At 43.4% G+C, this 21,690-nt stretch carries 19 protein-coding genes; 18 read left to right on the top strand and 1 reads right to left on the bottom strand.

The features are described from left to right. Positions 1 to 5: 5 nt before the first annotated feature. From G4420_RS08835 to G4420_RS08750, 18 genes are all read left to right on the top strand, one after another. Positions 6 to 1,001 (top strand): vWA domain-containing protein, encoded by a 996-nt coding sequence (locus G4420_RS08835; protein ID WP_163323281.1) that lies wholly within the window; start codon positions 6 to 8, stop codon positions 999 to 1,001. An 11-nt stretch (positions 1,002 to 1,012) separates the two neighbouring features. Continuing rightward, on the top strand, positions 1,013 to 2,044 hold the full coding sequence (locus G4420_RS08830) for a vWA domain-containing protein (RefSeq protein WP_246241581.1): 1,032 nt from the start codon (positions 1,013 to 1,015) through the stop codon (positions 2,042 to 2,044). A gap of 70 nt (positions 2,045 to 2,114) precedes the next feature. After that, positions 2,115 to 2,939: a tetratricopeptide repeat protein gene (locus tag G4420_RS08825; RefSeq protein ID WP_204273635.1), complete on the top strand. Its 825-nt coding sequence runs from the start codon at positions 2,115 to 2,117 to the stop codon at positions 2,937 to 2,939. A gap of 106 nt (positions 2,940 to 3,045) precedes the next feature. Then, a complete protein-coding gene (locus tag G4420_RS08820) occupies positions 3,046 to 4,869 on the top strand; it encodes a BatD family protein (RefSeq protein WP_163323278.1) in 1,824 nt (607 codons plus the stop codon). 4 nt (positions 4,870 to 4,873) lie between these two features. Next, entirely contained in the window at positions 4,874 to 5,629 is a 756-nt protein-coding gene (locus G4420_RS08815) for a tetratricopeptide repeat protein (protein ID WP_163323276.1), read from the top strand. A 178-nt stretch (positions 5,630 to 5,807) separates the two neighbouring features. Then, positions 5,808 to 6,644 carry a phytoene/squalene synthase family protein gene (locus tag G4420_RS08810; protein ID WP_163323274.1) on the top strand — a complete coding sequence of 279 codons (837 nt, stop codon included), beginning with the start codon at positions 5,808 to 5,810 and terminating at the stop codon, positions 6,642 to 6,644. Continuing rightward, positions 6,641 to 7,177: an isopentenyl-diphosphate Delta-isomerase gene (idi, locus tag G4420_RS08805; protein ID WP_163323272.1), complete on the top strand. Its 537-nt coding sequence runs from the start codon at positions 6,641 to 6,643 to the stop codon at positions 7,175 to 7,177. Before G4420_RS08810 ends, idi begins: the two co-directional genes overlap by 4 nt. Next, positions 7,174 to 7,647 (top strand): sterol desaturase family protein, encoded by a 474-nt coding sequence (locus G4420_RS08800; RefSeq protein ID WP_204273634.1) that lies wholly within the window; start codon positions 7,174 to 7,176, stop codon positions 7,645 to 7,647. The genes idi and G4420_RS08800 overlap by 4 nt, the downstream gene beginning before the upstream one ends. After that, positions 7,648 to 8,334 (top strand): lycopene cyclase domain-containing protein, encoded by a 687-nt coding sequence (locus tag G4420_RS08795; protein WP_163323270.1) that lies wholly within the window; start codon positions 7,648 to 7,650, stop codon positions 8,332 to 8,334. After that, positions 8,331 to 8,993, top strand: a complete 663-nt coding sequence (locus G4420_RS08790) for a carotenoid biosynthesis protein (RefSeq protein WP_163323268.1) — start codon at positions 8,331 to 8,333, stop codon at positions 8,991 to 8,993. The genes G4420_RS08795 and G4420_RS08790 overlap by 4 nt, the downstream gene beginning before the upstream one ends. 70 nt (positions 8,994 to 9,063) lie before the next feature. Then, entirely contained in the window at positions 9,064 to 9,618 is a 555-nt protein-coding gene (locus G4420_RS08785; RefSeq protein ID WP_163323266.1) for a 1-acyl-sn-glycerol-3-phosphate acyltransferase, read from the top strand. A 2-nt stretch (positions 9,619 to 9,620) separates the two neighbouring features. Further along, a complete protein-coding gene (locus G4420_RS08780; RefSeq protein ID WP_163323264.1) occupies positions 9,621 to 10,712 on the top strand; it encodes a glycosyltransferase in 1,092 nt (363 codons plus the stop codon). After that, the gene (locus G4420_RS08775; RefSeq protein WP_163323263.1) at positions 10,688 to 11,431 is read left to right on the top strand and encodes a hypothetical protein; all 744 of its coding nucleotides are present in this window, start codon (positions 10,688 to 10,690) and stop codon (positions 11,429 to 11,431) included. Before G4420_RS08780 ends, G4420_RS08775 begins: the two co-directional genes overlap by 25 nt. After that, on the top strand, positions 11,428 to 12,903 hold the full coding sequence (locus G4420_RS08770) for a phytoene desaturase family protein (protein WP_163323261.1): 1,476 nt from the start codon (positions 11,428 to 11,430) through the stop codon (positions 12,901 to 12,903). Before G4420_RS08775 ends, G4420_RS08770 begins: the two co-directional genes overlap by 4 nt. A 308-nt stretch (positions 12,904 to 13,211) precedes the next feature. Further along, positions 13,212 to 15,473, top strand: a complete 2,262-nt coding sequence (locus G4420_RS08765) for an aconitate hydratase (protein ID WP_163323259.1) — start codon at positions 13,212 to 13,214, stop codon at positions 15,471 to 15,473. A gap of 106 nt (positions 15,474 to 15,579) precedes the next feature. Then, on the top strand, positions 15,580 to 16,806 hold the full coding sequence (locus G4420_RS08760; protein WP_163323257.1) for an isocitrate dehydrogenase (NADP(+)): 1,227 nt from the start codon (positions 15,580 to 15,582) through the stop codon (positions 16,804 to 16,806). 100 nt (positions 16,807 to 16,906) lie between these two features. Beyond that, entirely contained in the window at positions 16,907 to 18,172 is a 1,266-nt protein-coding gene (gene icd / locus G4420_RS08755; RefSeq protein ID WP_163323255.1) for an NADP-dependent isocitrate dehydrogenase, read from the top strand. A 25-nt stretch (positions 18,173 to 18,197) separates the two neighbouring features. After that, on the top strand, positions 18,198 to 19,517 hold the full coding sequence (locus G4420_RS08750; protein ID WP_163323253.1) for a citrate (Si)-synthase: 1,320 nt from the start codon (positions 18,198 to 18,200) through the stop codon (positions 19,515 to 19,517). Between the two features lie 364 nt (positions 19,518 to 19,881). Here the strand turns inward: G4420_RS08750 and G4420_RS08745 are convergent, their stop codons facing one another. Further along, complete coding sequence (locus tag G4420_RS08745) at positions 19,882 to 21,336, bottom strand: sialate O-acetylesterase (RefSeq protein ID WP_163323252.1); 1,455 nt, start codon at positions 21,334 to 21,336, stop codon at positions 19,882 to 19,884. Between the last annotated feature and the right edge of the window lie 354 nt (positions 21,337 to 21,690).

The raw sequence follows: 21,690 nt of genomic DNA, 5'->3' as shown, positions 1-21,690 counted from the left end.
AAGAGATGGCTGAAGGATTGACATTTAAAAACCCTGAGCTGTTCCACATTCTATGGGTAATGATTCCCACGGTGGCGTGGTATGTGTTCAGGCAGAAAAAAAATACCGCAAGCATCCAGGTTTCATCCACCGCTTCGGTAATAAAAGCCCCAAAAACCATCAGGCATTATTTACGCCACCTGGTGTTTGTATGCCTGCTTATCGCCATCAGTTTTTTTGTGGTGGTGCTGGCTCGTCCGCAATCATCCAGAAACTGGGAAAAAAGTGAAACAGAAGGTATTGATATTGTAATTGCGCTCGATATTTCAAGCTCGATGCTGGCACAGGATTTTCAGCCCGACCGTTTGGAAGCTGCAAAAAATGTGGCCATGGAATTTATTTCGGGACGTGAATACGATCGGATGGGCCTGGTAGTTTTTGCCGGCGAAGCATTTACGCAATGTCCGTTAACAACCGACCGTGCCGTGTTACTCAACCTGTTTAAAGATATTGAAAGTGGCATGATAGAAGATGGAACCGCCATCGGAAACGGACTGGCAACATCTGTTGCTCGATTGAAAGACAGCGAAGCCATCAGCCGCGTGGTAATTTTGCTTACCGACGGGGAAAACAACCGTGGAGAAGTGGCTCCGGTAACTGCTGCTGAAATTGCCAAAACCTTTGGTATTCGGGTTTACACGGTTGGTGTGGGAAGTATCGGAACAGCACCCTACCCTGTGCGGACACAGTTTGGTGTTCAGTTGCAAGACATGCCGGTAAAAATCGACGAAGAAACACTGCAGGAAATATCTTCGCTTACTGATGGACAATATTTCAGAGCAACCAGTAATACCAAGCTGGAAGAGATTTATAAAGAAATTGACGCATTGGAAAAATCGAAAATTGAAGTGCGCGAATTCAGCCGCAAGTCGGAAGAATTTATGCCATTTGCTTTGCTTGGGGCACTGTTTTTGATTGCAAGTTTGTTTATGCGTTTAACCATATTTAGAAGTATCCCATAAAAGATAGAAGGATGGAAATGTTTAGGTTTGGAAATATCGAATATTTATGGGGATTGCTAATAATTCCAATGTTGGCAGTGTTTTTTGTGTGGTCGCGAATTTCACGCCGCCGCGCATTAAGAAAGTTTGGACAGCAGGAAATTCTGGCCCAACTGATGCCTTACAGCTCAGGCAACCGCCCTGTTGTTAAGTTTATCATACTGATGCTGGCACTGGCATTTTTTATTGTTGGAATCGCCCGCCCGCAGTTCGGGTCGAAATTAAAAACCGAAAAACGCGAAGGTGTTGAGTTGATGATCGCGCTTGACGTGTCGAACAGTATGATGGCCGAAGACATTCAGCCCAACCGTTTGGAACGTGCAAAAAGAGCAATTTCAAGGCTGGTAGACCGTTTAAAAGACGACAAAATCGGACTGATCGTTTTTGCCGGCGATGCTTACACACAGCTGCCAATTACCACCGATTACAATTCAGCAAAACTGTTTTTGAATTCGGTGAATACACAAATCGTTCCGAAACAGGGAACGGCCATTGGAGCCGCCATCGATTTGGCACGAAAATCGTTTACGCCAAACGGCGAAGCCAACAAAGCGATCATAATTATAACCGATGGAGAAAACCATGAAGACGATGCACTGGCATCAGCCAAAGCCGCGTTGGATGAAGGTGCAATTGTGCACACCATTGGAATGGGACTGCCGTCAGGATCGCCAATTCCGGTGTTGCGTAACGGCCAAACCGATTATTTGAAAGACCGTGACGGAAATGTAGTGGTAACAAAATTGAATGAACAAATGCTGGAGCAAATTGCTGCTGCTGGCGGAGGAATTTATGTACGCGCCAATAATGCACAGGTAGGATTAAATGCTTTGTTCGACGAAATAAACAAAATGGAAAAACAGGAAATGGAATCACGCACTTTTTCGGAGTACGATGACCAGTTCCAGTATTTCTTTGCAGTGGGATTGTTTTTGCTGTTGCTTGAATTTGTAATTCTTGAACGCAAAAACAAGTATTTGAAACGCATAAAATTGTTTGGATAAAGATTGAAGCATGAAGCATGTAGTTGGAAGACTTCAAGTGACGAATGACAATTGACTAATGACTAGAATGATGAGACGAATATATTTCATACTATTTCTGCTAACGATTTCGGGGATTGCTTTCGGGCAAAACGAACGGAAATTTGTACGCAACGGGAACAAGTTGTTTATGGAGGCCGTGCGCGACACCATGAAAGTTGACACCATAAAATACAGTAATGCCGAAACCGAATACCGCAAGGCGCTGGAAAAACGCCCAGAAGATTTGAAGTGGAATTACAACCTGGCAGATGCCTTGTACAAACAACAAAAATTCGAAGATGCCGAGGGTAAATTCTCTGAGCTGGCCGAAAAAATGGAAGAGCCGGGTGAGCGCGCCCGTGTTAACCACAACCTCGGAAATACGCAGCTGATGCAGGAGAAACTGGATGAAAGCATTGAATCGTATAAAAAGGCGCTGCGTGAAAATCCGGATGATCTGGAAACAAAATACAACCTGGCCTATGCGCAAATGCTGAAAAAGAAAAAAGAGCAGCAGGATCAACAAAATAAAGATCAGAACAAGGATCAGGATAAAGACCAAAATAAGGACCAGAACAAAGATCAAAACCAGGATAAAAACGATCAGAATAAGGACAAGCAGGATCAAAACAAAGATCAGAACAAGGATCAGCAGGACCAGAATAAAGATCAGAATCAGCAAAATCAGGATCAGAACAAAGACCAAAATAAAGACCAGCAGCAACAGCAACAACCTCAGCAAAATAAAATTTCGAAACAGGATGCTGAGCAATTGTTGCAGGCCTTGCAAAACGACGAACGCGACATTCAGGATAAGGTGAAAAAAGCGAAAGCTGCCAAAGCCAAACGTACGCGATCGGAGAAAGAATGGTAAGAAAACGATGTAGGATAAAGGATTAATTCTTAAGGATTAGTGATTAATTGATTTCAGACTAAAGCAATTGAACAAAAACAATAATTTTGTAGGCTTTGATACAATGATGAAGAAACTGGTAATATATATTTTTCTTTTCTGCGCGGCAATTGCAGCCCGGGCCGAACAAACCCGTTTTACCATGTCGGCACCAAGCGCCGTTGAAATGGGACAACAATTCAGGCTGAGTTTCCAGGTTAACGACAGGGGAACAAATTTGCAGCTTCCTCCGGGACTAAGCGACAATTTCCAGATTTTAATGGGGCCAAGCACCAGTCAGTCAACAAGCATTCAAACCATTAACGGAAAAACGACTTCGGAGGTCACGTTTTCCTACACCTATATTTTGAGGGCCAAAGCGGAGGGAACTTTCGAAATCCGCCCGGGATCGATAGAGGTAAACGGAAAGGTTTTTGAATCCAATAAGCTGTCTATCCAGGTGGTAAAAGCACAGTCACAGCCAAGCCAGCAACAGGCAACTCCGGGGCAAACACCCGAAGGAGCTACTCAGAATATTGATCTCGACAAAGACAACCTTTTTGTTCGTGTTGATTTAAGCAAACGAAATGTTTATCGTGGCGAGCAAATAATTGCCACCGTAAAATTGTATGTCAATCCGAATGTTCCGGTGCATGGTTTTGATGAAGTAAACCTGCCGACTTACGAAGGTTTTTACACCCAGGACATCGATATTCCGCAGCAGATAAATTTCACCCGAGAGGTGTATAACGATAAAATTTACCAGGTTGGAACGCTGAAAAAAACGATCCTTTTCCCGCAGCAAAACGGACGATTGACAATCGAGCCATTCAGCATGGCTTTGTTGATCCGCCAGCGGGTAAAAGCACGTAGTTTCTTCGATGACTTTTTCGACAATTACCGAACCGTGAAAGCACGCGTTACCAGCGATGCCGTTTCGGTAAATGTAAAAGACCTGCCAACCGAGCCGGCCAATTTTATGGGCGGTGTGGGTAACTTTAATGTTTCGTCGGAAATCAGCAGTACCGATGTAACTACCAACGATGCAGTTACGCTTACGATGAAAATATCGGGTAACGGAAATATCCGTCTGGTACGTTCTCCTGAACTGGAGCTGCCAAGCGATTTTGAAGTTTATGATCCGCGAGCAACCGACAATGTACAGGCCAACGACAACGGCGTTTCGGGAAATAAAACCATTGAGTACCTGTTCCAGCCACGTTTTGAGGGCGACTATGAAATTCCGCCGATCAAGTTTGCGTACTTCAACCCGGCCACAGGAAAATATGTAACCAAATCAACCGAGGCTTACACACTGCACGTTGAAAAAGGAACTGAAGAGCAATCGACTACGGTTATCAGCTCACGACGTAAAGAAGACCTGCAGTTGATCGGACAGGATATTCGCTTCATCAAATCGGGCAAACCGATGTTGCAGGTAAAAGGACATACTTTTTACGGAAGCACTATCTTTTATTTGATTTACCTGATTACTGCCGTGCTGTTTGTGGTGCTGTATTTCGTGTACCGTAAAAAGGCCCGCGAAAACGCCAACATTGCACTGGTACGTAATAAAAAAGCCAACCGTGTGGCTGTAAAACGTTTGAAAGCGGCTGCCGGTTATATGAAACACAACAACAACGAAGCGTTCCACGATGCCATTTTAAAAGCGTTCTGGGGCTATTTAAGCGACAAACTGGGAATCCCGGTTGCCGACCTTAACCGTGAAACAGCAGTGGCAAAGCTGCAGGACCGCAATGTTGCCGATGAAGTAATTAAAGACTTTGAAGAAGTTGTTGACCAGTGCGAGTTTGCACGTTATGCTCCGGTTGGAGGATCGGAAGCACGCCATGATTTGTATAAGAAGGCTGAGACCACAATGAGCCGTTTTGAAAAACAAATTAAACGCTAGAACAATGAAAAGGATACTAATATTCATACTACTTATAGCTCCGTATTTTGCTTTCGCACAGGAAACAAATGAGCAACTTTGGGAGAAAGCCAACGCTTATTACACCACCGAAGAATACCAGCAGGCCGTTTCGGCTTACGAGCAGATTTTAGCTACCGGCGAAGAGTCGGCAAAAGTATATTTCAACCTGGGAAATGCCTATTTTAAAACCGGCGACATTAACAACGCCATTTTAAATTACGAGCGCGCCAAAGTGCTGGCACCACACGACGAAGACATTGCATTTAACCTGCAGGTGGCCAACCAGTATGTGGTTACCCAAATCGAGGAATTGCCAAAACCGTTTTTCCTGCGCTGGAAAAACTCGGTAATTAATAAATACCCCGCCGACACCTGGGCATACATCAGCATTGTTTCGTTTGTATTGTTCCTTTTGTTGCTCGGTGCCTTTTTCTTTAGTAAAACAGTGGCCGTAAAACGCCTTTCGTTTTGGTTTGGCATCGTAGCCGTTCTTTTGTCGGTTTTTGCAGTTTCGCATGCAGCACAACAGAAAGCAAGGATCAATAACCGGAATACCGCCATTGTTTTTTGTCCGCGTGTTACGGTTAAAAGTTCGCCCAGTGAAAGCGGGACCGACCTGTTCCTCATCTACGAAGGATTAAAGCTGGAAATTACCGATCAGCTCGACAGCTGGACAGAAATAAAACTGGCCGACGGCAACCAGGGATGGCTACCCGATTCTTGCATTGTAAGAATCTAACAATTCGCTCTACTTCCTGTCCCCCACTACTTTAACCTACCTGTAAATAAACAAATCAGTAGTATTCTGCGTTGTTTAGTTACAAATAATACGCATTACTTTATTTTGTAAAAGTCCCTGATTTATCAGACTGTTGAGATTTTAGTGCATTGCGATTTTGTTAGTAACTTGAATGTATATGAAATTGTACAACGCCTGTTCAATAAAGATCTCGAAAGTTGTAACATCCAGTTACAGCACGTCTTTCTCGTATGCTACCAGTTTATTGCAAAAACAGCATCGCGATGCTATTTACAGCATTTATGGTTTTGTTCGTTTGGCCGATGAAATCGTTGATACTTTTCACGAAAACGACAAGGCCTACCTACTCAATAAATTCGAAGAAGATTTTAAAGATGCCATGAAACGAGGGATTAGTCTTAATCCGGTTCTTCAGGCGTTTCAGGACACCGTAAAAAAATACAAGATCTCGCTGGCTCATGTCGAAGCTTTTCTTACCAGCATGAGATACGATCTGGAAAAAAAAGAATACAAAACAAAACTGGAGGCCAACCAATACATCTACGGCTCGGCCGATGTGGTTGGTTTGATGTGTTTGAAAGTATTTTGCGACGGTGATCAGGAAAAATTCGACGAGTTGGTAACACCTGCCATGAAACTCGGCTCTGCTTTTCAGAAAGTAAATTTTTTGCGCGACCTGCGTGAAGACACTGAAACGTTGGGCCGGACTTATTTTGCGGAATTATGCAGTAAAGAATTTTGCGACGAAGAAAAGAAACGCATTGTAAAAGATATAGAAGCCGATTTTGAAACCGCCTACGAAGGCATTAAAAAGCTACCCGGAAAATCAAAACTCGCCGTTCTACTGGCTTATTATTATTACCGTTTACTGCTAAATAAGTTACGTGAAACTCCTGCCTCTGTAATTATGCAAAACAGGGTACGAATTCCGAATTACAAAAAAATGTTGATCATGGTTAAAGCAAAAACACTCTATAATCTCGGACTTGTATGACGAACAACCACAAAATAGAAAAAGTGATTCTGGTCGACGAAAACGACAAAGTACTTGGTGAGATGGAAAAAATGGAGGCGCACCTGAAAGGGTTGCTTCACCGAGCCATTTCTGTGTTTATCGTCAACTCGAAAGGCGAATGGCTTATACATCAGCGGGCTTTCAACAAATACCACTCCAACGGGCTGTGGACCAACACCTGTTGCAGTCATCCCTACCCTGAAGAGACCAGTTTTGATGCTGCTAACCGCCGCTTAATGCAAGAAATGGGCATGACAGCTCCGTTGCAGGAGATATTTGCGTTTATCTACAAAGAAGAACTGGACAACCAGCTTACCGAACACGAACTCGATCGTGTTTTTATTGGTTTTTGCGATGAAAAGCCGGAGCCGAATGCCGATGAAGTTTCCAATTGGAAATACATCAACTTCGAAGAATTAAAAAAGGATGTAAAGAACAATCCGGAGAACTATACCGTTTGGTTTAAAAAGATATACGAACGCGTTGAGGAACATTTAAAAGTAGAAACGTGAATATACTAATTGCCATAGCAGCCTTTTGTTTTATGGAGTTCGTAGCCTGGTCGAACCATAAATTTGTTATGCATGGCTTTTTATGGAAATGGCACCGCGATCATCATGTAAACGACCACAAAAAAAATGCATCGCAAACCGAGTTGTACAAACCAGGTTTTGAAAAGAACGACTATTTTTTCCTCGTATACGCCATTCCGGCAATTGTTGTCCTCATCGTTGGTTTTTTCTTTCAAATCTCAGCTTTAATTGCACTGGGCATTGGTATTAGTTTGTACGGGCTCACCTATTTTGCCATTCACGACGTAATGATCCACCAACGGCTCAACATTCCCTTTTTATCCAACACAAAAAACAAATACCTCAGGGCCGTGCGAGAGGCACACCTGGCACACCATCGCGGAAAGAACATTCGCGATTTCGACAACTATGGATTACTGATCTTTCAATTTCGTTTTTTAAAGAAATAAATGTCATTGTACTTTATACTACTTACGGCTTCCGGCGCAGTGCCTTTGCTGCTCAGTTTCGATAAACGGCTGCAGTTTTACAAACAGTGGAAATTTGTTTTTCCTTCCATTCTGCTGGTGGCTTTAGTGTATATCATTTTCGATGTAAATTTTACCAACCGGGGCATTTGGGGCTTTAACCCGGAATATCTTTCCGGCATTTATTTGTTCTCTCTCCCATTAGAGGAAATCCTGTTTTTTGTAGTTATTCCCTATGCCAGTATTTTCCTTCACGAATCCGTCCGCGAATATTTTCCAAAGCTGGAAATACCAAAGTCAATAAATAGGGCATTGATAATAGCACTAATTGTTTTGTGCGTATTGATAGCTGTTTTTAACACCGATAAAAGCTACACATTTTACATTTCGCTGAAACTGGCGGTTGTTTTGCTGCTGGCTTTACTTTTAAACAGCAGAATTCCCCGTTCGTTTTTTATCACTTTCGGTGTCATCCTTGTTCCGTTCCTCATCGTAAACGGTATTTTAACCGGTTCGTATATCAACGGAGAAGTGGTGTGGTACAACAACAGTGAAAACCTGGGAATACGGATTTTCACCATTCCCGTTGAAGATTTTGCCTATGCTTTCAGCATGATTTTATACAACATGTTGCTAATTGAACAGTTAAAGAAATTCGCTAAAAAATGATTGGCACAAAAAACATAGCAAATTCATTACAGGCAAATTACCGGTACTTTGTTCTCTTTCTCCTCATTTTTTATGCTGCTGGACTTGCAGGCTTTTCCATTCCCGCTTCCCGCTCGCTTTTTGTGCATTTAACGCCGTTTGCTTTGTTATTGAGCTCTTTTATTGTGGCCTTATTTCACGGCAAGTTTTCACAAAAAGCAATACTGGTTCTCGTTTTTATTTTTACCGCCAGCTTTATTGTTGAACTAATTGGTGTAAACACCGGAGCTATTTTTGGCAGCTACACCTACGGGCACGGGTTGGGTATAAAATTGTTTAACACGCCGCTAATTATTGGATTGAACTGGCTTTTGCTTGTTTATGTCTCCAATTCAGTGATGGAGAAAACAAACTGGCATGCAGCAATAAAAGTTTTTGGGGCAGCCTTTTTACTGCTGGCCTACGATGTTTTATTGGAACAGGTAGCACCACAATTGTCTATGTGGACTTTTTACCAATCTCCGGTTCCCCTGCAAAACTATGTGGCCTGGTTTGTTTTGGCCCTGCTTTTTTCACTGGCAATCAGCGTACTAAAAATAGATACAAAAAACCGGATAGCGCCGGTGGTTTTTGGCATTCAGACTTTATTTTTTGCCCTGTTACTTTTAACTTTAAACTAAAACTTTGATCATAAAAGCAAAACATAATTTTCTCCTCGATCCATTTTTCAGGCATTATGTAATCCGGAAAATGAAACATCACTTTCAGTCGTTTACCATCAATGGCGCGATACAGGACAAAGGTTTGCCCATTCTGTTGATCTGCAACCACGTGAGTTGGTGGGACGGCATTTGGACTTTATACATTAACCAACAACTCTTTAAACGGAAATACCATTTTATGATGTTGGAAGAGGAGCTTCGAAAAAACTGGTTTTTCCGGTATACCGGCGGGTTCTCCATCAAAAAACGGTCGAAGTCGATTATTGAAACCTTTGATTACACCGCCGAATTATTGTCGGATGCAAAGAATCTGGTTTTGCTGTTTCCTCAGGGAAACATAAAAAGCATTTACCAGAACAAATTTGTTTTCGAGAAGGGAATTGAGAAGATTTTGCAGCGAACAAAAAATGAAATCCAGATCGTTTTTCAAGCTAACCTCATCGATTATTTTGCTGATGCGAAACCTAATGCTTTTTTCAACCTGCAACACTACACCGGAGCATGGAATATTGACGAAATAGAAAAGGCCTACAACGCTTTTTATAACAATTGCCTGGAAACGCAGGCTAAAAAAGAAATTTAAAGATGATAATTGCAGCATGGATCATATTCATTTTTACGGCGATTCAACTTTGGGTTGTATTGCTGAATGCAATTTTCAGGCAACCACTTCCCCCTTGCCCAAACGATTTTAACCCGCTTGTTTCCATTCTTATTCCGGCACGTAACGAAGAACAAAACATCGGCAGTTTACTTCAGGATCTTCAACAGCAGAAATGGCAAAATTTTGAGGTCTTGGTCTTTAACGATCAGTCGACCGATAAAACTTCAGAAATTGTTGAATCGTACGCAAAAACAGATCAACGTTTTCAGCTTTTCAATTCCGACGGACTTCCCGAAGGTTGGCTGGGGAAAAACTATGGTTGTTACCAACTGGCCCAAAAAGCAAAAGGAAATTACTTGTTATTTCTGGATGCTGATGTACAAATTTCGGGAGCAATAATCGCCGGAACAATCGCCAAACTTAAAAAACATCAACTTGGTTTGCTCTCTATTTTCCCCAAACAAAACATGCACAGCTGGGGTGAATATTTGACGGTTCCGAATATGAATTTTATTCTGCTCAGTTTATTGCCACTGGTTTTTGTCAGGCTTCTGCCCTTTTCATCAATGGCAGCTGCAAACGGGCAATTTATGCTCTTCGATGCCAAAACATACCGTGACAAACAACCACATCACACCTTTCGGGACAATAAAGTGGAAGACATATCCATTGCCCAATATTTCAAGCAAAATGGAATCCAAATCGCATGTTTATCGGGAAACGCTTCAATTTCCTGCCGCATGTACAATTCGTTCAGCGACGCTGTAAACGGCTTCTCGAAAAACGTAATTATGTTTTTTGGGAACTCAGGAATATTGGCCGTACTCTTTTGGCTGATCACCACCTTAGGATTTATTCCAGTTCTTATCGCATTGCCCAAAGTATTCGTGTCCTCCTATTTATTAATGCTTGTATCCATTCACATTTTAATAAGTGTTATCAGCCATCAAAACCCTTTAAAAAACCTGCTGCTCGCCATTCCTCAACAAGTGGTGCTGGGTATTTTCATTATAAAAGCATTTCTCAATAAATCAAAAAAAGCCTACCAATGGAAAGGAAGAACGATATCATAATTTCACTGTTTTTGGTCTTTTTCCTTTCCGTAAGTGCTTTTGCTTCGAACAAGGAAAAAATCTATCAGGCCTACATTAGCAACCGGATGGACAAGTGGAAAACCATAATCGACAGCCTGGAGCAAAACAAAACAGAAAATGCCGGCTATCTCTGTGAACTGGTCAACTACCAATACGGTTACATAGGTTATTGTTTAGCTGAAGACGATGATAAGAAAGCCAAATACTATCTTGATCTGGCTGAGGAAAACCTCGAGACTCTGGAGGAAAAGAACTTTAATCCGGCACTGATCAATGCCTACAAAGCGGCTTTCTGGGGATTTAAAATTGGAATTCAGCCCATAAAAGCGCCAATTTACGGAAGAAGAAGCATTAAACATGCCGACCTGTCGCTGGAACAAAACAATGAACTGCCCTTTGCCCACGTGCAATATGGCAACGCTTATTTTTATATGCCGGCAGTTTTTGGCGGATCGAAGCAAGTGGCCATCGAGCACTTTTTGCTGGCTATTGAACAGATGGAAAAGAAACCCGAAGAACTGGAGAACGACTGGAATTACCTGAGTTTACTGAGTTTAACCGGGCAATCGTACGAAGAATTGAACGAATTGAAGAAAGCGCAGGTTATATACGAGAAAGCGTTAAAATTTGAACCCGATTTTAAATGGATTAAAGACGAACTTTATCCTGACTTAAAAACAAAACTGACAGAAGAATGAAGAAAAAGGTTTTGATAGTAGGTGCCGGAATCGGCGGACTGGCCACGGCAATTCGGTTGGTAAAAAACGGTTACGAAGTTGAGATGCTGGAAAAAAACGAACAAGCCGGTGGCAGACTGAACCAGATAAAAAAAGATGGTTTTACCTTCGATACCGGTCCAAGTTTTTTCAGCATGTCGTACGAGTTTGAGGAGTTTGCCAAGGATTGTGGCATTCAACTTCCGTTCGAATATGTGGAACTGGATCCGCTGTACACGGTAAATTTCCGAGGCGACGATAAAACCTATTTCCTATACAAAAACATTGATAAACTTGCTGAACAGTTTGCCGATATCGAACCCGACTTTAAAGAAAAGTTTGAACGTTACATGAATAAAGCCGGTGCGCTATTTCACGACACCGTTGATATTGTGATCAAACAAAACTTCGATTCACTGGCGGGTTATGTTTGGGCTTTAATGCGCGTAAACCCGGTACATATTCCGGTATTGTTCAAAAGCTTCTGGAACCACGTTACCAACTATTTTTCATCATCCCAGGCGCAACAGATTATTTCGCTGGTGGCCTTTTTCCTGGGGCGTACGCCTTTCGATACCATGGGAATTTATAGTCTGCTTTCGTACACCGAATTTAAACACGACGGCTACTACAACGTAAAAGGCGGGATGTATAAAATTGTTGAAGGTTTTCTAGATATCCTGAACAAGGAAAACGTAAAAATCCATTACAACACCGAGATAAAGGGATTTACCGAAGACAACGGAGTTTTAATAGCACTGACCGACCAAAACGGCAAATCGTGGTCGGCCGACAGTTACCTCATCAATTCGGATGCTGCCTGGTTCAGAGGGAATATTTTTATACGGCCCGCTTATGCTCCTGCCAAACTCGATAAAATGAGTTGGACAATGGGCTACCTTACTTTCTATATCGGGCTGAAATGTAAATTGCCACAGGTAAATCATCACAACTACTACCTGGGAACGAATTATAAAGACTATGCCGAGAATGTGATGAAAAACCCGGGGACTTTACAAAAACCCTATTATTATGTAAATGTCTTGTCGAAACACAATAACGATTGTGCGCCCGAAGGTTGCGAAAGTCTGTTTTTTGTCTGCCCGGTGCCCAATCTCTACCACAAACAAGACTGGTCGGATAAAGACCAGATCGTTGACAGTATTATTGAAGATTTCTCGGATAGAATAGGAAAAAACATAAAAGAAGAAATCGTTTCAAGAACCATTTACACCCCGCAAGTGTGGCAAAACCGCTTTAATTTGCACCGTGGAGCCGGACTCGGATTATCGCATAATATGAACCAGATTGGCATTATGCGCCCACGCAATATCGATGAGAAATATAAAAACGTTTTTTATGTGGGTGCATCAACCGTTCCCGGAGCCGGAATACCAATGGCTATAATCAGCTCTAAGCTAGCTTTTAAGCGCATTCAGCAACATGTTTCATAACATAACACAATCTGCGTTGTACCTGTTAAATAAATCCTTCGACTAATACACTGAATATCACACAGTAATAAATCCCCCGTTACGTTAGTTCGGCACATTGATATATATCAAATCTCCCCGGTCCTGTTATGTGATTAAAATTACAAATAGAAAACTTATATTATGGTTTATTTATATTCGGCATTTATTGATATCAGTGAACTGCGATAATAAATTTCTATAGGAAATCAGTCAACTTTTCACGATATTTATTGTTAGTAAAAGCGAAAATTAATACGCCGACAATATTCAAAAAAACTAAATTTCTTATGTTTGATTTAGACCTAGTAAAAAAAGTGTATTCAGAACTCCCCGAAAAGGTGAAACAAGCCAAAGGCATTCTGAATAAGCCAATGACGTACGCAGAAAAAATTCTTTATTCTCACCTGTTTGCAGCGCAGGAATTAGCTGCCTTTAAACGCGGAGCAGATTATGTTGATTTTGCTCCCGACCGTGTAGCCATGCAGGACGCTACTGCACAGATGGCATTGCTTCAATTTATTAACTCAGGAAAAAAGCGAACAGCCGTTCCGTCAACCGTGCATTGCGACCACTTAATTCAGGCGCAGGTAGAAGGAAAAACCGACCTCTCCGTTTCAAAAACCGCTAACAAGGAAGTTTTTGATTTCCTGGAGTCTGTTTCCAATAAATACGGAATAGGTTTCTGGAAACCGGGAGCCGGCATTATTCACCAGGTGGTTTTGGAAAATTATGCATTCCCGGGAGGGATGATGATCGGAACCGACTCGCACACCGTTAACGCGGGAGGACTGGGAATGGTTGCCATTGGAGTTGGTGGTGCCGACGCTGTTGATGTAATGGCAGGAATGGCCTGGGAGTTGAAGATGCCAAAAATGATCGGTGTAAAACTCACCGGAAAATTGAGTGGCTGGGCGGCTCCAAAAGATGTAATTCTGAAGGTGGCCGGAATTCTTACCGTAAAAGGTGGTACGGGAGCCATTATCGAATATTTTGGCGAAGGTGCCAAATCGCTTTCAGCAACCGGTAAAGGAACCATTTGTAACATGGGTGCCGAAGTGGGTGCTACCACAAGTATTTTTGCTTACGACGAAAGTATGGAGCGTTATTTACGCGCCACAGGTCGTGCAGAAGTGGCTGATCTGGCCAATGGGGTAAAAGAACACCTTGATGCCGATGCCGAAGTTTATGCCAATCCTGAACAATATTACGATGAGTTGATCGAGATCAACCTTTCCGAACTGGAGCCACACGTAAACGGGCCATTTACCCCAGACCGTGCCACTCCTATATCGCAAATGAAAGAAACAGCCGAAGCCAACGGTTGGCCAATGGAAGTTTCTGTAGGATTGATTGGTAGCTGTACCAACTCATCATACGAAGATATTTCGCGTGCTGCGTCGATTGCCAAACAAGCCGAAGAAAAAGGTTTGGTTACCCAGGCAGAATTCACCATTACGCCGGGATCGGAGCAAGTGCGTTACACCATCGAACGCGATGGATTTATCGATACCTTCGAGAAAATTGGAGGAAAAGTATTTGCTAATGCCTGCGGACCATGTATCGGTCAGTGGGCGCGCCCCGGAGCGGAAAAAGGAGAGAAAAACACGATTGTACACTCGTTCAACCGTAACTTCTCGAAACGTGCCGACGGCAACCCGAATACCCACGCTTTTGTAACATCGCCCGAGCTGGTAACTGCGCTGGCCATTGCCGGTCGTTTGGATTTTAATCCGGCTACCGATACCCTGACCAACAAAAACGGCGAAGAAGTAAAACTCGACCTGCCAACAGGCGAAGAACTTCCGAGCAAAGGTTTTGATGTAAAAGATCCGGGATTCCAGGCACCTGCCGCAGACGGTTCAAACGTTGTGATAAATGTTGCCGACGACTCGAATCGTTTGCAGCTTTTATCGCCTTTCGAAAAATGGGACGGACAGAACATAACCGGTGCCAAACTGCTAATTAAAGCCGAAGGAAAATGTACCACCGACCACATTTCAATGGCCGGACCGTGGTTACGTTTCCGTGGTCACCTAGATAATATTTCAAATAACATGCTGATTGGGGCCGTTAACGCGTTTAATGGCGAAACTAACAAAGTGAAAAACCAGCTTACCGGCGAATACGATGCAGTTCCTGCCGTTCAGCGCCAGTACAAAGCCGAGGGAATTCCAACGGTTGTGGTTGGCGATCATAACTACGGTGAAGGATCGTCGCGCGAGCATGCCGCCATGGAACCTCGTCATTTGGGTGTAAAAGCCGTTATCGTTAAATCGTTTGCACGTATCCACGAAACCAACCTGAAAAAACAGGGAATGTTAGGATTGACCTTCGCGAACGAAAACGATTACGACCTGGTACAGGAAGACGATGTATTCAACTTTGTTGACCTGGTAGATTTTGCACCGGACAAAGCACTTACTGTTGAGCTCGTTCACGCTGATGGTTCAAAAGATGCCATTAAACTGAACCACACTTACAATGCGCAACAGATTGAATGGTTTAAAGCCGGATCAGCATTAAATCTGATCAAACAACAAAACGCATAAGAAATCTCGCAAAGCCGCGAAGGCGCTAAGAATTAAACTTGGCGTCTCTGCGCCTTTACGAGCTATCTTCATTTTATTATAACCAGTAAATTAATTAATTAGGACCATGCAAAAAATCAAAGTACAAAATCCGGTTGTCGAGCTCGACGGTGATGAAATGACCCGGGTAATTTGGGATTTCATCAAACAAAAACTCATTCTTCCCTATCTTGATATCGATTTGAAATATTACGATTTGGGAATGGAAAGCCGCGATGCCACCGACGACCAAATTACAATAGACGCAGCCCACGCCATACAGAAATATGGTGTTGGTGTAAAATGTGCCACAATCACTCCCGACGAAGTTCGTGTGGAAGAATTCGGCCTGAAAAAAATGTGGAAGTCGCCAAATGGTACTATCCGTAACATTTTGGGTGGAACGGTTTTCCGCGAGCCAATCATGATTTCGAACATTCCGCGTTTGGTACCGGGTTGGAAAATGCCAATTTGCATCGGTCGTCACGCTTTTGGTGATCAGTACCGTGCTACCGATTTCCTTACCAAAGGAAAAGGTAAGTTAACCATCACTTTTACACCTGAAGACGGCAGCGAACCTGTTTCGCACGAAGTTTTCGATTTCCAAGGCAACGGACTGGCAATGGCTATGTACAACACCGACGAGTCGATTATCGGGTTTGCTCATTCGTGTATGAATCAAGCGCTTGACAAAGGATGGCCTTTGTACATGTCGACTAAAAATACTATCTTAAAAGCCTACGACGGTCGGTTTAAAGACCTTTTCCAGATGGTTTACGAAAACGATTACCGCGAAAAATTCGAAGCCAAAGGAATTTGGTACGAACACCGTTTGATCGACGATATGGTAGCCGCAGCCCTGAAGTGGGAAGGCGGATTTGTTTGGGCTTGTAAAAACTACGATGGCGATGTACAAAGCGATACCGTAGCACAAGGTTTTGGTTCGCTGGGATTAATGACATCAACACTGGTTACTCCCGACGGGAAGACCATGGAAGCCGAAGCAGCTCACGGAACGGTAACACGCCACTTCCGTCAGCACCAGCAGGGAAAACCAACATCAACGAATCCGATTGCATCAATTTTTGCATGGACACGAGGTTTGGCATTCCGCGGAAAACTGGATGACAACCAGGATTTGATCAATTTTTCGCATGCATTGGAACAGGTTTGTATTGAAACCGTAGAATCAGGTAAAATGACCAAAGACCTGGCCTTGATCATTCACGGTAAAGAACTTCAGGAAGTGCATTATTTAACAACAGAGCAGTTTCTGGAAGCGTTGGACGAAAACTTACAAGCCAAGTTAAATTAACTGTCATTTCGAACGCAGAGAGAAATCTGTTTCAATAACGCTTTGAAGCTACAGATTTCTCAGTCGTTACCTCCTTCGAAATGACAATGAAAGAAAAAATATGACAGAAAAAACCAAAATAATTAACGGGAAGTTGGTAGTGCCGGATTATCCGACCATTCCTTATATCGAGGGCGACGGAATCGGAAAGGATATCAGCCTGCCTTCGCAACGTGTAATCGATGCTGCTGTGGCTAAAGCCTACGGCGACACCAAAAAGATTACATGGAAAGAAGTGCTGGCCGGCGAAAAAGCCTACCACGAAACCGGAAGTTACCTGCCCGACGAAACCATCGAAGCGTTTAAAGAATACCTCATCGGTATAAAAGGCCCGCTGCAAACACCCGTTGGTGGCGGAATACGTTCGTTGAACGTGGCCTTGCGCCAAACGCTCGATTTGTACGTTTGCGTGCGCCCGGTGCGATGGTTTAAAGGTGTGCCCTCGCCTATTCGTTACCCGTCGATGGTGGACATGCACATTTTCCGCGAAAACACCGAAGACATTTATGCCGGTATCGAATACATGATGGGTGAAGAAGAAACCAAAAAGTTTCGCGATTTCCTGATCAACGAAATGGGCGTCGATAAGATTCGTTTCCCCGAGTCGTCGTCGTTTGGTGTAAAGCCCATTTCAAAAGACGGATCGGAGCGTTTAACACGTGCGGCTATTGAATATGCCATCGATCGCCAGTTGCCATCGGTTACCATCGTTCATAAAGGAAACATTATGAAATTTACCGAGGGAGCCTTTAAAAACTGGAGCTACGATTTGGCAGAAACTGAATTTGCCGAACAGACTTTTACCTGGCGACAATATGAAACCCTGAAAAAGGACAAAGGCGAACTGGATGCCAAAAAAGCACTCGACGAAGCCCGAAAAGCCGGAAAAGTGATCGTTAAAGATTGTATTACCGATGCCTTTTTACAAGAGTCGTTGTTGCACCCGTGGGACCACTCGGTAATTGCTACCATGAACCTGAACGGCGATTACGTGTCGGATCAGCTGGCAGCAATGGTGGGTGGAATTGGAATTTCGCCGGGAGCAAATATCAACTACCAAAGTGGGTATGCCATTTTTGAAGCTACTCACGGTACGGCACCAAATATTGCCGGAACCGGTAAAGCCAACCCGGGATCACTGATCCTGTCGGCTGTTATGATGTTGGAATATATGGGATGGAACGATGCAGCTGAGCACGTTTACGATGCAATGGAACACGTATTTGCAAAACGTAAAGTAACCAGCGATCTGCATGCGCAAATGGAAGGAGCAACACTGCTAACAACTTCTGAATTTGCCGATGCCATAATCCGAAATATGCATTAATTAAATAAATCAATACCAATAACAGATGGAATACATTAAGTACAGATTTTACCAGAAAGCGAATAAGTGCGCTAAGGAGTTCCAAAGACTCAAAAGTGAACATGCCGATGTGGTACTCGGACAAGTAACCCTCGGGCAAGTATTAACCGGAATGAAAGGTATCCCTTTGCTGGTTACCGACACTTCAAAACTCGATCCCGAAGAGGGAATCCGTTTTAAAGGTTATTCAATTCCTGAATTGCGCGAGAAACTGCCAAAAATAAATCCCGATGGTGAGCCAATCCCTGAAGGACTGCTTTACCTGATGCTTATCGGCGAGATCCCGTCGCAGGAAGATGCACTGAACCTGTCGAGAGACCTGGCAACACGTGCACACGTACCTCAGCATACTTTCGACGTAATTGATGCAATGCCAAAAACATCGAAGCCAATGACACAGTTCAGCGCTGCGATCCTTTCAATGGCAACCGAGTCGTCTTTCCAGAAAGCATACCGTGCTGGTGTAAATAAAAAATATTTCTGGGATGCCACTTACGAAGACGTAATGAACCTGATTGCACGTTTACCACGTATTGCAGCTTATATCTACCGTCGCCAGTTCTTTAACAGCGACCACATTGAACCAAATCCACGTTTAGACTGGGCAGGTAACCTGGCGCATATGATGGGGCACGATTCGGAAGAAGTTCGCCGTTTGTTCCGTTTGTACATGATCATTCACGCCGACCACGAAGGTGGAAACGTATCGGCACACACCGCACACCTGGTAGGTACTGCACTAAGTAATCCATACTACTGCTACGCTGCTGCAATGACCGGTTTGGCCGGACCATTACACGGACTGGCAAACCAGGATGTTATTTTCTGGATATTTGAAATGATCGAGGAACTGGATACCGATACACCTACCGACGAGCAGGTGGCCGAATACTGTAAACATACACTGGAGAGCGGCCGCGTAATTCCGGGATACGGACACGCTGTATTGCGTAAAACCGACCCACGTTTTACCGCACAACAGGAATTTGCCAACAAGTACATTAAAGACGACAAAATGGTGAACCTGGCAAACCAGTTGTACCGCGTTGTTCCTCCAATTTTGGGTTCGGTTGGAAAAATTAAAAATCCATGGCCTAACGTTGATGCTTACAGTGGTTCGTTGCTGTATCACTACGGAATTAAGGAATACACCTTCTACACCGTAATGTTTGGTGTATCGCGTGCATTGGGAGTACTGGCATCGTTGGTTAACGACCGTATTTACGGTATGCCGATCGAGCGCCCAACTTCGCACCCGCTTAGCTGGTTTAAAGAACAAGCTGAAGGAAAAGGATCAGATTGCTAATCATTGCAACGATATAATAAAAAAGCCGGTTTTGCCGGCTTTTTTTTATGAAGTCAAATGAAAATCAGTAGCAAAATCTGCTTCAGAATTTATTGACTCACCCTGATTGTCCGCCAGCTGGCGGACAATCGTCCCTTCCGTCAGCTGACGGATAAGGGAGAGTTAGCTGAAAGATTGCTTTACTTGCATATTCGCGACTACTAAGCTGCTGGTGCGTCCCGAAGCTTCGGGATGTAATCCGTACCTCAGCCAGAGACTGAAAGTTTGTTCTTTTCAATTCTACCGAATTGCACACCGATTACAAATCGGCGCGAGCGGGCGTTTTTATAGTTTCTTCTACAAAGTTCTGTCAGCAACTATTTTATTATTCTACTGCACGGGTGGCATCGTCCCAGTTATCAGTTCTGAACGATGAAGCCGGCAAAAGATTGGCATCATAAAGTGTTCCAACAATCCAGTTACGCCAGGCATATCTCACGGCAACAGGGTTTGCTACTTTGTTGCTTTTTACCAAAAGGTTTTTGCGGTTGATAATTTCCGCTTCAGCCGGATAAAACACTTTATCTTCTCCGGCAATTTCAAAGCCTTCCAGCTTTTCGTAAGCAAAAAGTCCGGATTCTGCGTTTTTAAATTTCAAAATCAAACCACCGTCTTTTGCTTCCTGGCTTTCAAAAATCGGAGCAGCATAATCCACGCTTTCAAACCCGTAAGTCTGGTTTAGCGCATTGTAAAGCAAACGATCCGCCACCTCTTTCTTTTTCGGAGGATGAATACAATAATCGTCGCCAATATCCATAGTAATGGCAATGCCCGAATTCGGAATCAGATCGAGGCACTGCAACTGCGTTTCGCGTATAAAAGCTGAATTATTCGCATGCTGAAACACTTCGTTGTCGCCATACATATACGGCGCAATTTGTGCGTAGTAAAACGGGAAATCGCCAATTCCCCAGCGCGTGCGCCAATCTTTTACCATGGCCGGAAAAAGCGTCTTATAGTTCTCCGGTTCGCCACGGTTCGATTCTCCCTGGTACCACAATGCACCTTTAATGGTGTAAGGAATCAACGGGTTGATCATCGAATTAAACAAGGCAGTAGGAATCTGATTGGTTCCCTTTGTAATATCCACATCGTCAAGGTTTACTTCCTGGTATTTGCTTATCTCCTCTTTGCTTATCCAGGCCTGAACAGAACTACCGCCCCACGAGGTGTGTATCATTCCTACCGGAACATCCAGAATTTCCTGAAGCTGCTGCCCAAAGAAATAGGCCACAGCACTAAAACCTGCTACGTTTGCGGGACTTGCCTCCTGCCATGCGCTGTATTTTTCCACATCCTGCAAAGGCGTTTTCGAGCCAATACGGTCTACGGTAAATAAACGTAGATTGGGGTTGGCCGACTTTGCGATGGCATTTACCGAACCAAATGTAGGTTGCCCGTCATAGCCCTTTACAGGCTGCTGCATGTTCGATTGTCCCGAGCACAACCACACTTCGCCAAACAGGACATTTTCCAAAGTAATATCCGAGGTTTTACTTTTTATTTTTATCGTTTGAGGTGCTTTGCTGTCGGTTGTTTTTACCTCCAAACGCCAGTCGCCATTGTTATCGGCTTCAAGGTTTATGGCTTTGTCTAACCACGAGGCTTCAATGGTAATTTTTTCGTTGGCATCGGCCCAGCCCCAAAGTTCAACGGTGGTGTTACGTTGCAAAACCATATTCGACGACACTATTGCCGGAAGTTTTACCTCGGCATACATCGAGGGCAAAAACAGCAGGCTACTTAGTGTTAACAGGAAAATGAATTTTAATTTTTTCATTGTTTTATCGGTTATTCAATTAATAATATTAGTTCTATGTTTTTCAAACGGTCGTCTTCAGCTTGGCTCCTTGGAAGATTATATTTAATGTTACTATTGAGCTGTTCTTGCAACCAGGGCACTGATTATCAATCGGCACCTGCAGTAACAAATGTAACATATAAAAATAAATCATATGTATCGCTTATCCTTTCAGTATTATAGTTTACCGGCTTTTTTTTATGAAGTCAAATGAAAATCAGTAGCAAAATCTGTTTCAGAATTTATTGACTCACGCTGATTGTGCCTTCCGTCAGCTGACGGAGAAGCAATCTCACCCATCCCCTTTTATTCCCTCCCTGTGTTACGATCGGC

The organism is Draconibacterium mangrovi, assembly GCF_010586825.1.
GTDB lineage: Bacteria > Bacteroidota > Bacteroidia > Bacteroidales > Prolixibacteraceae > Draconibacterium > Draconibacterium mangrovi.
Note: the sequence above shows the minus strand (reverse complement) of the source record. Positions and strands in the feature narration are given on the sequence as shown.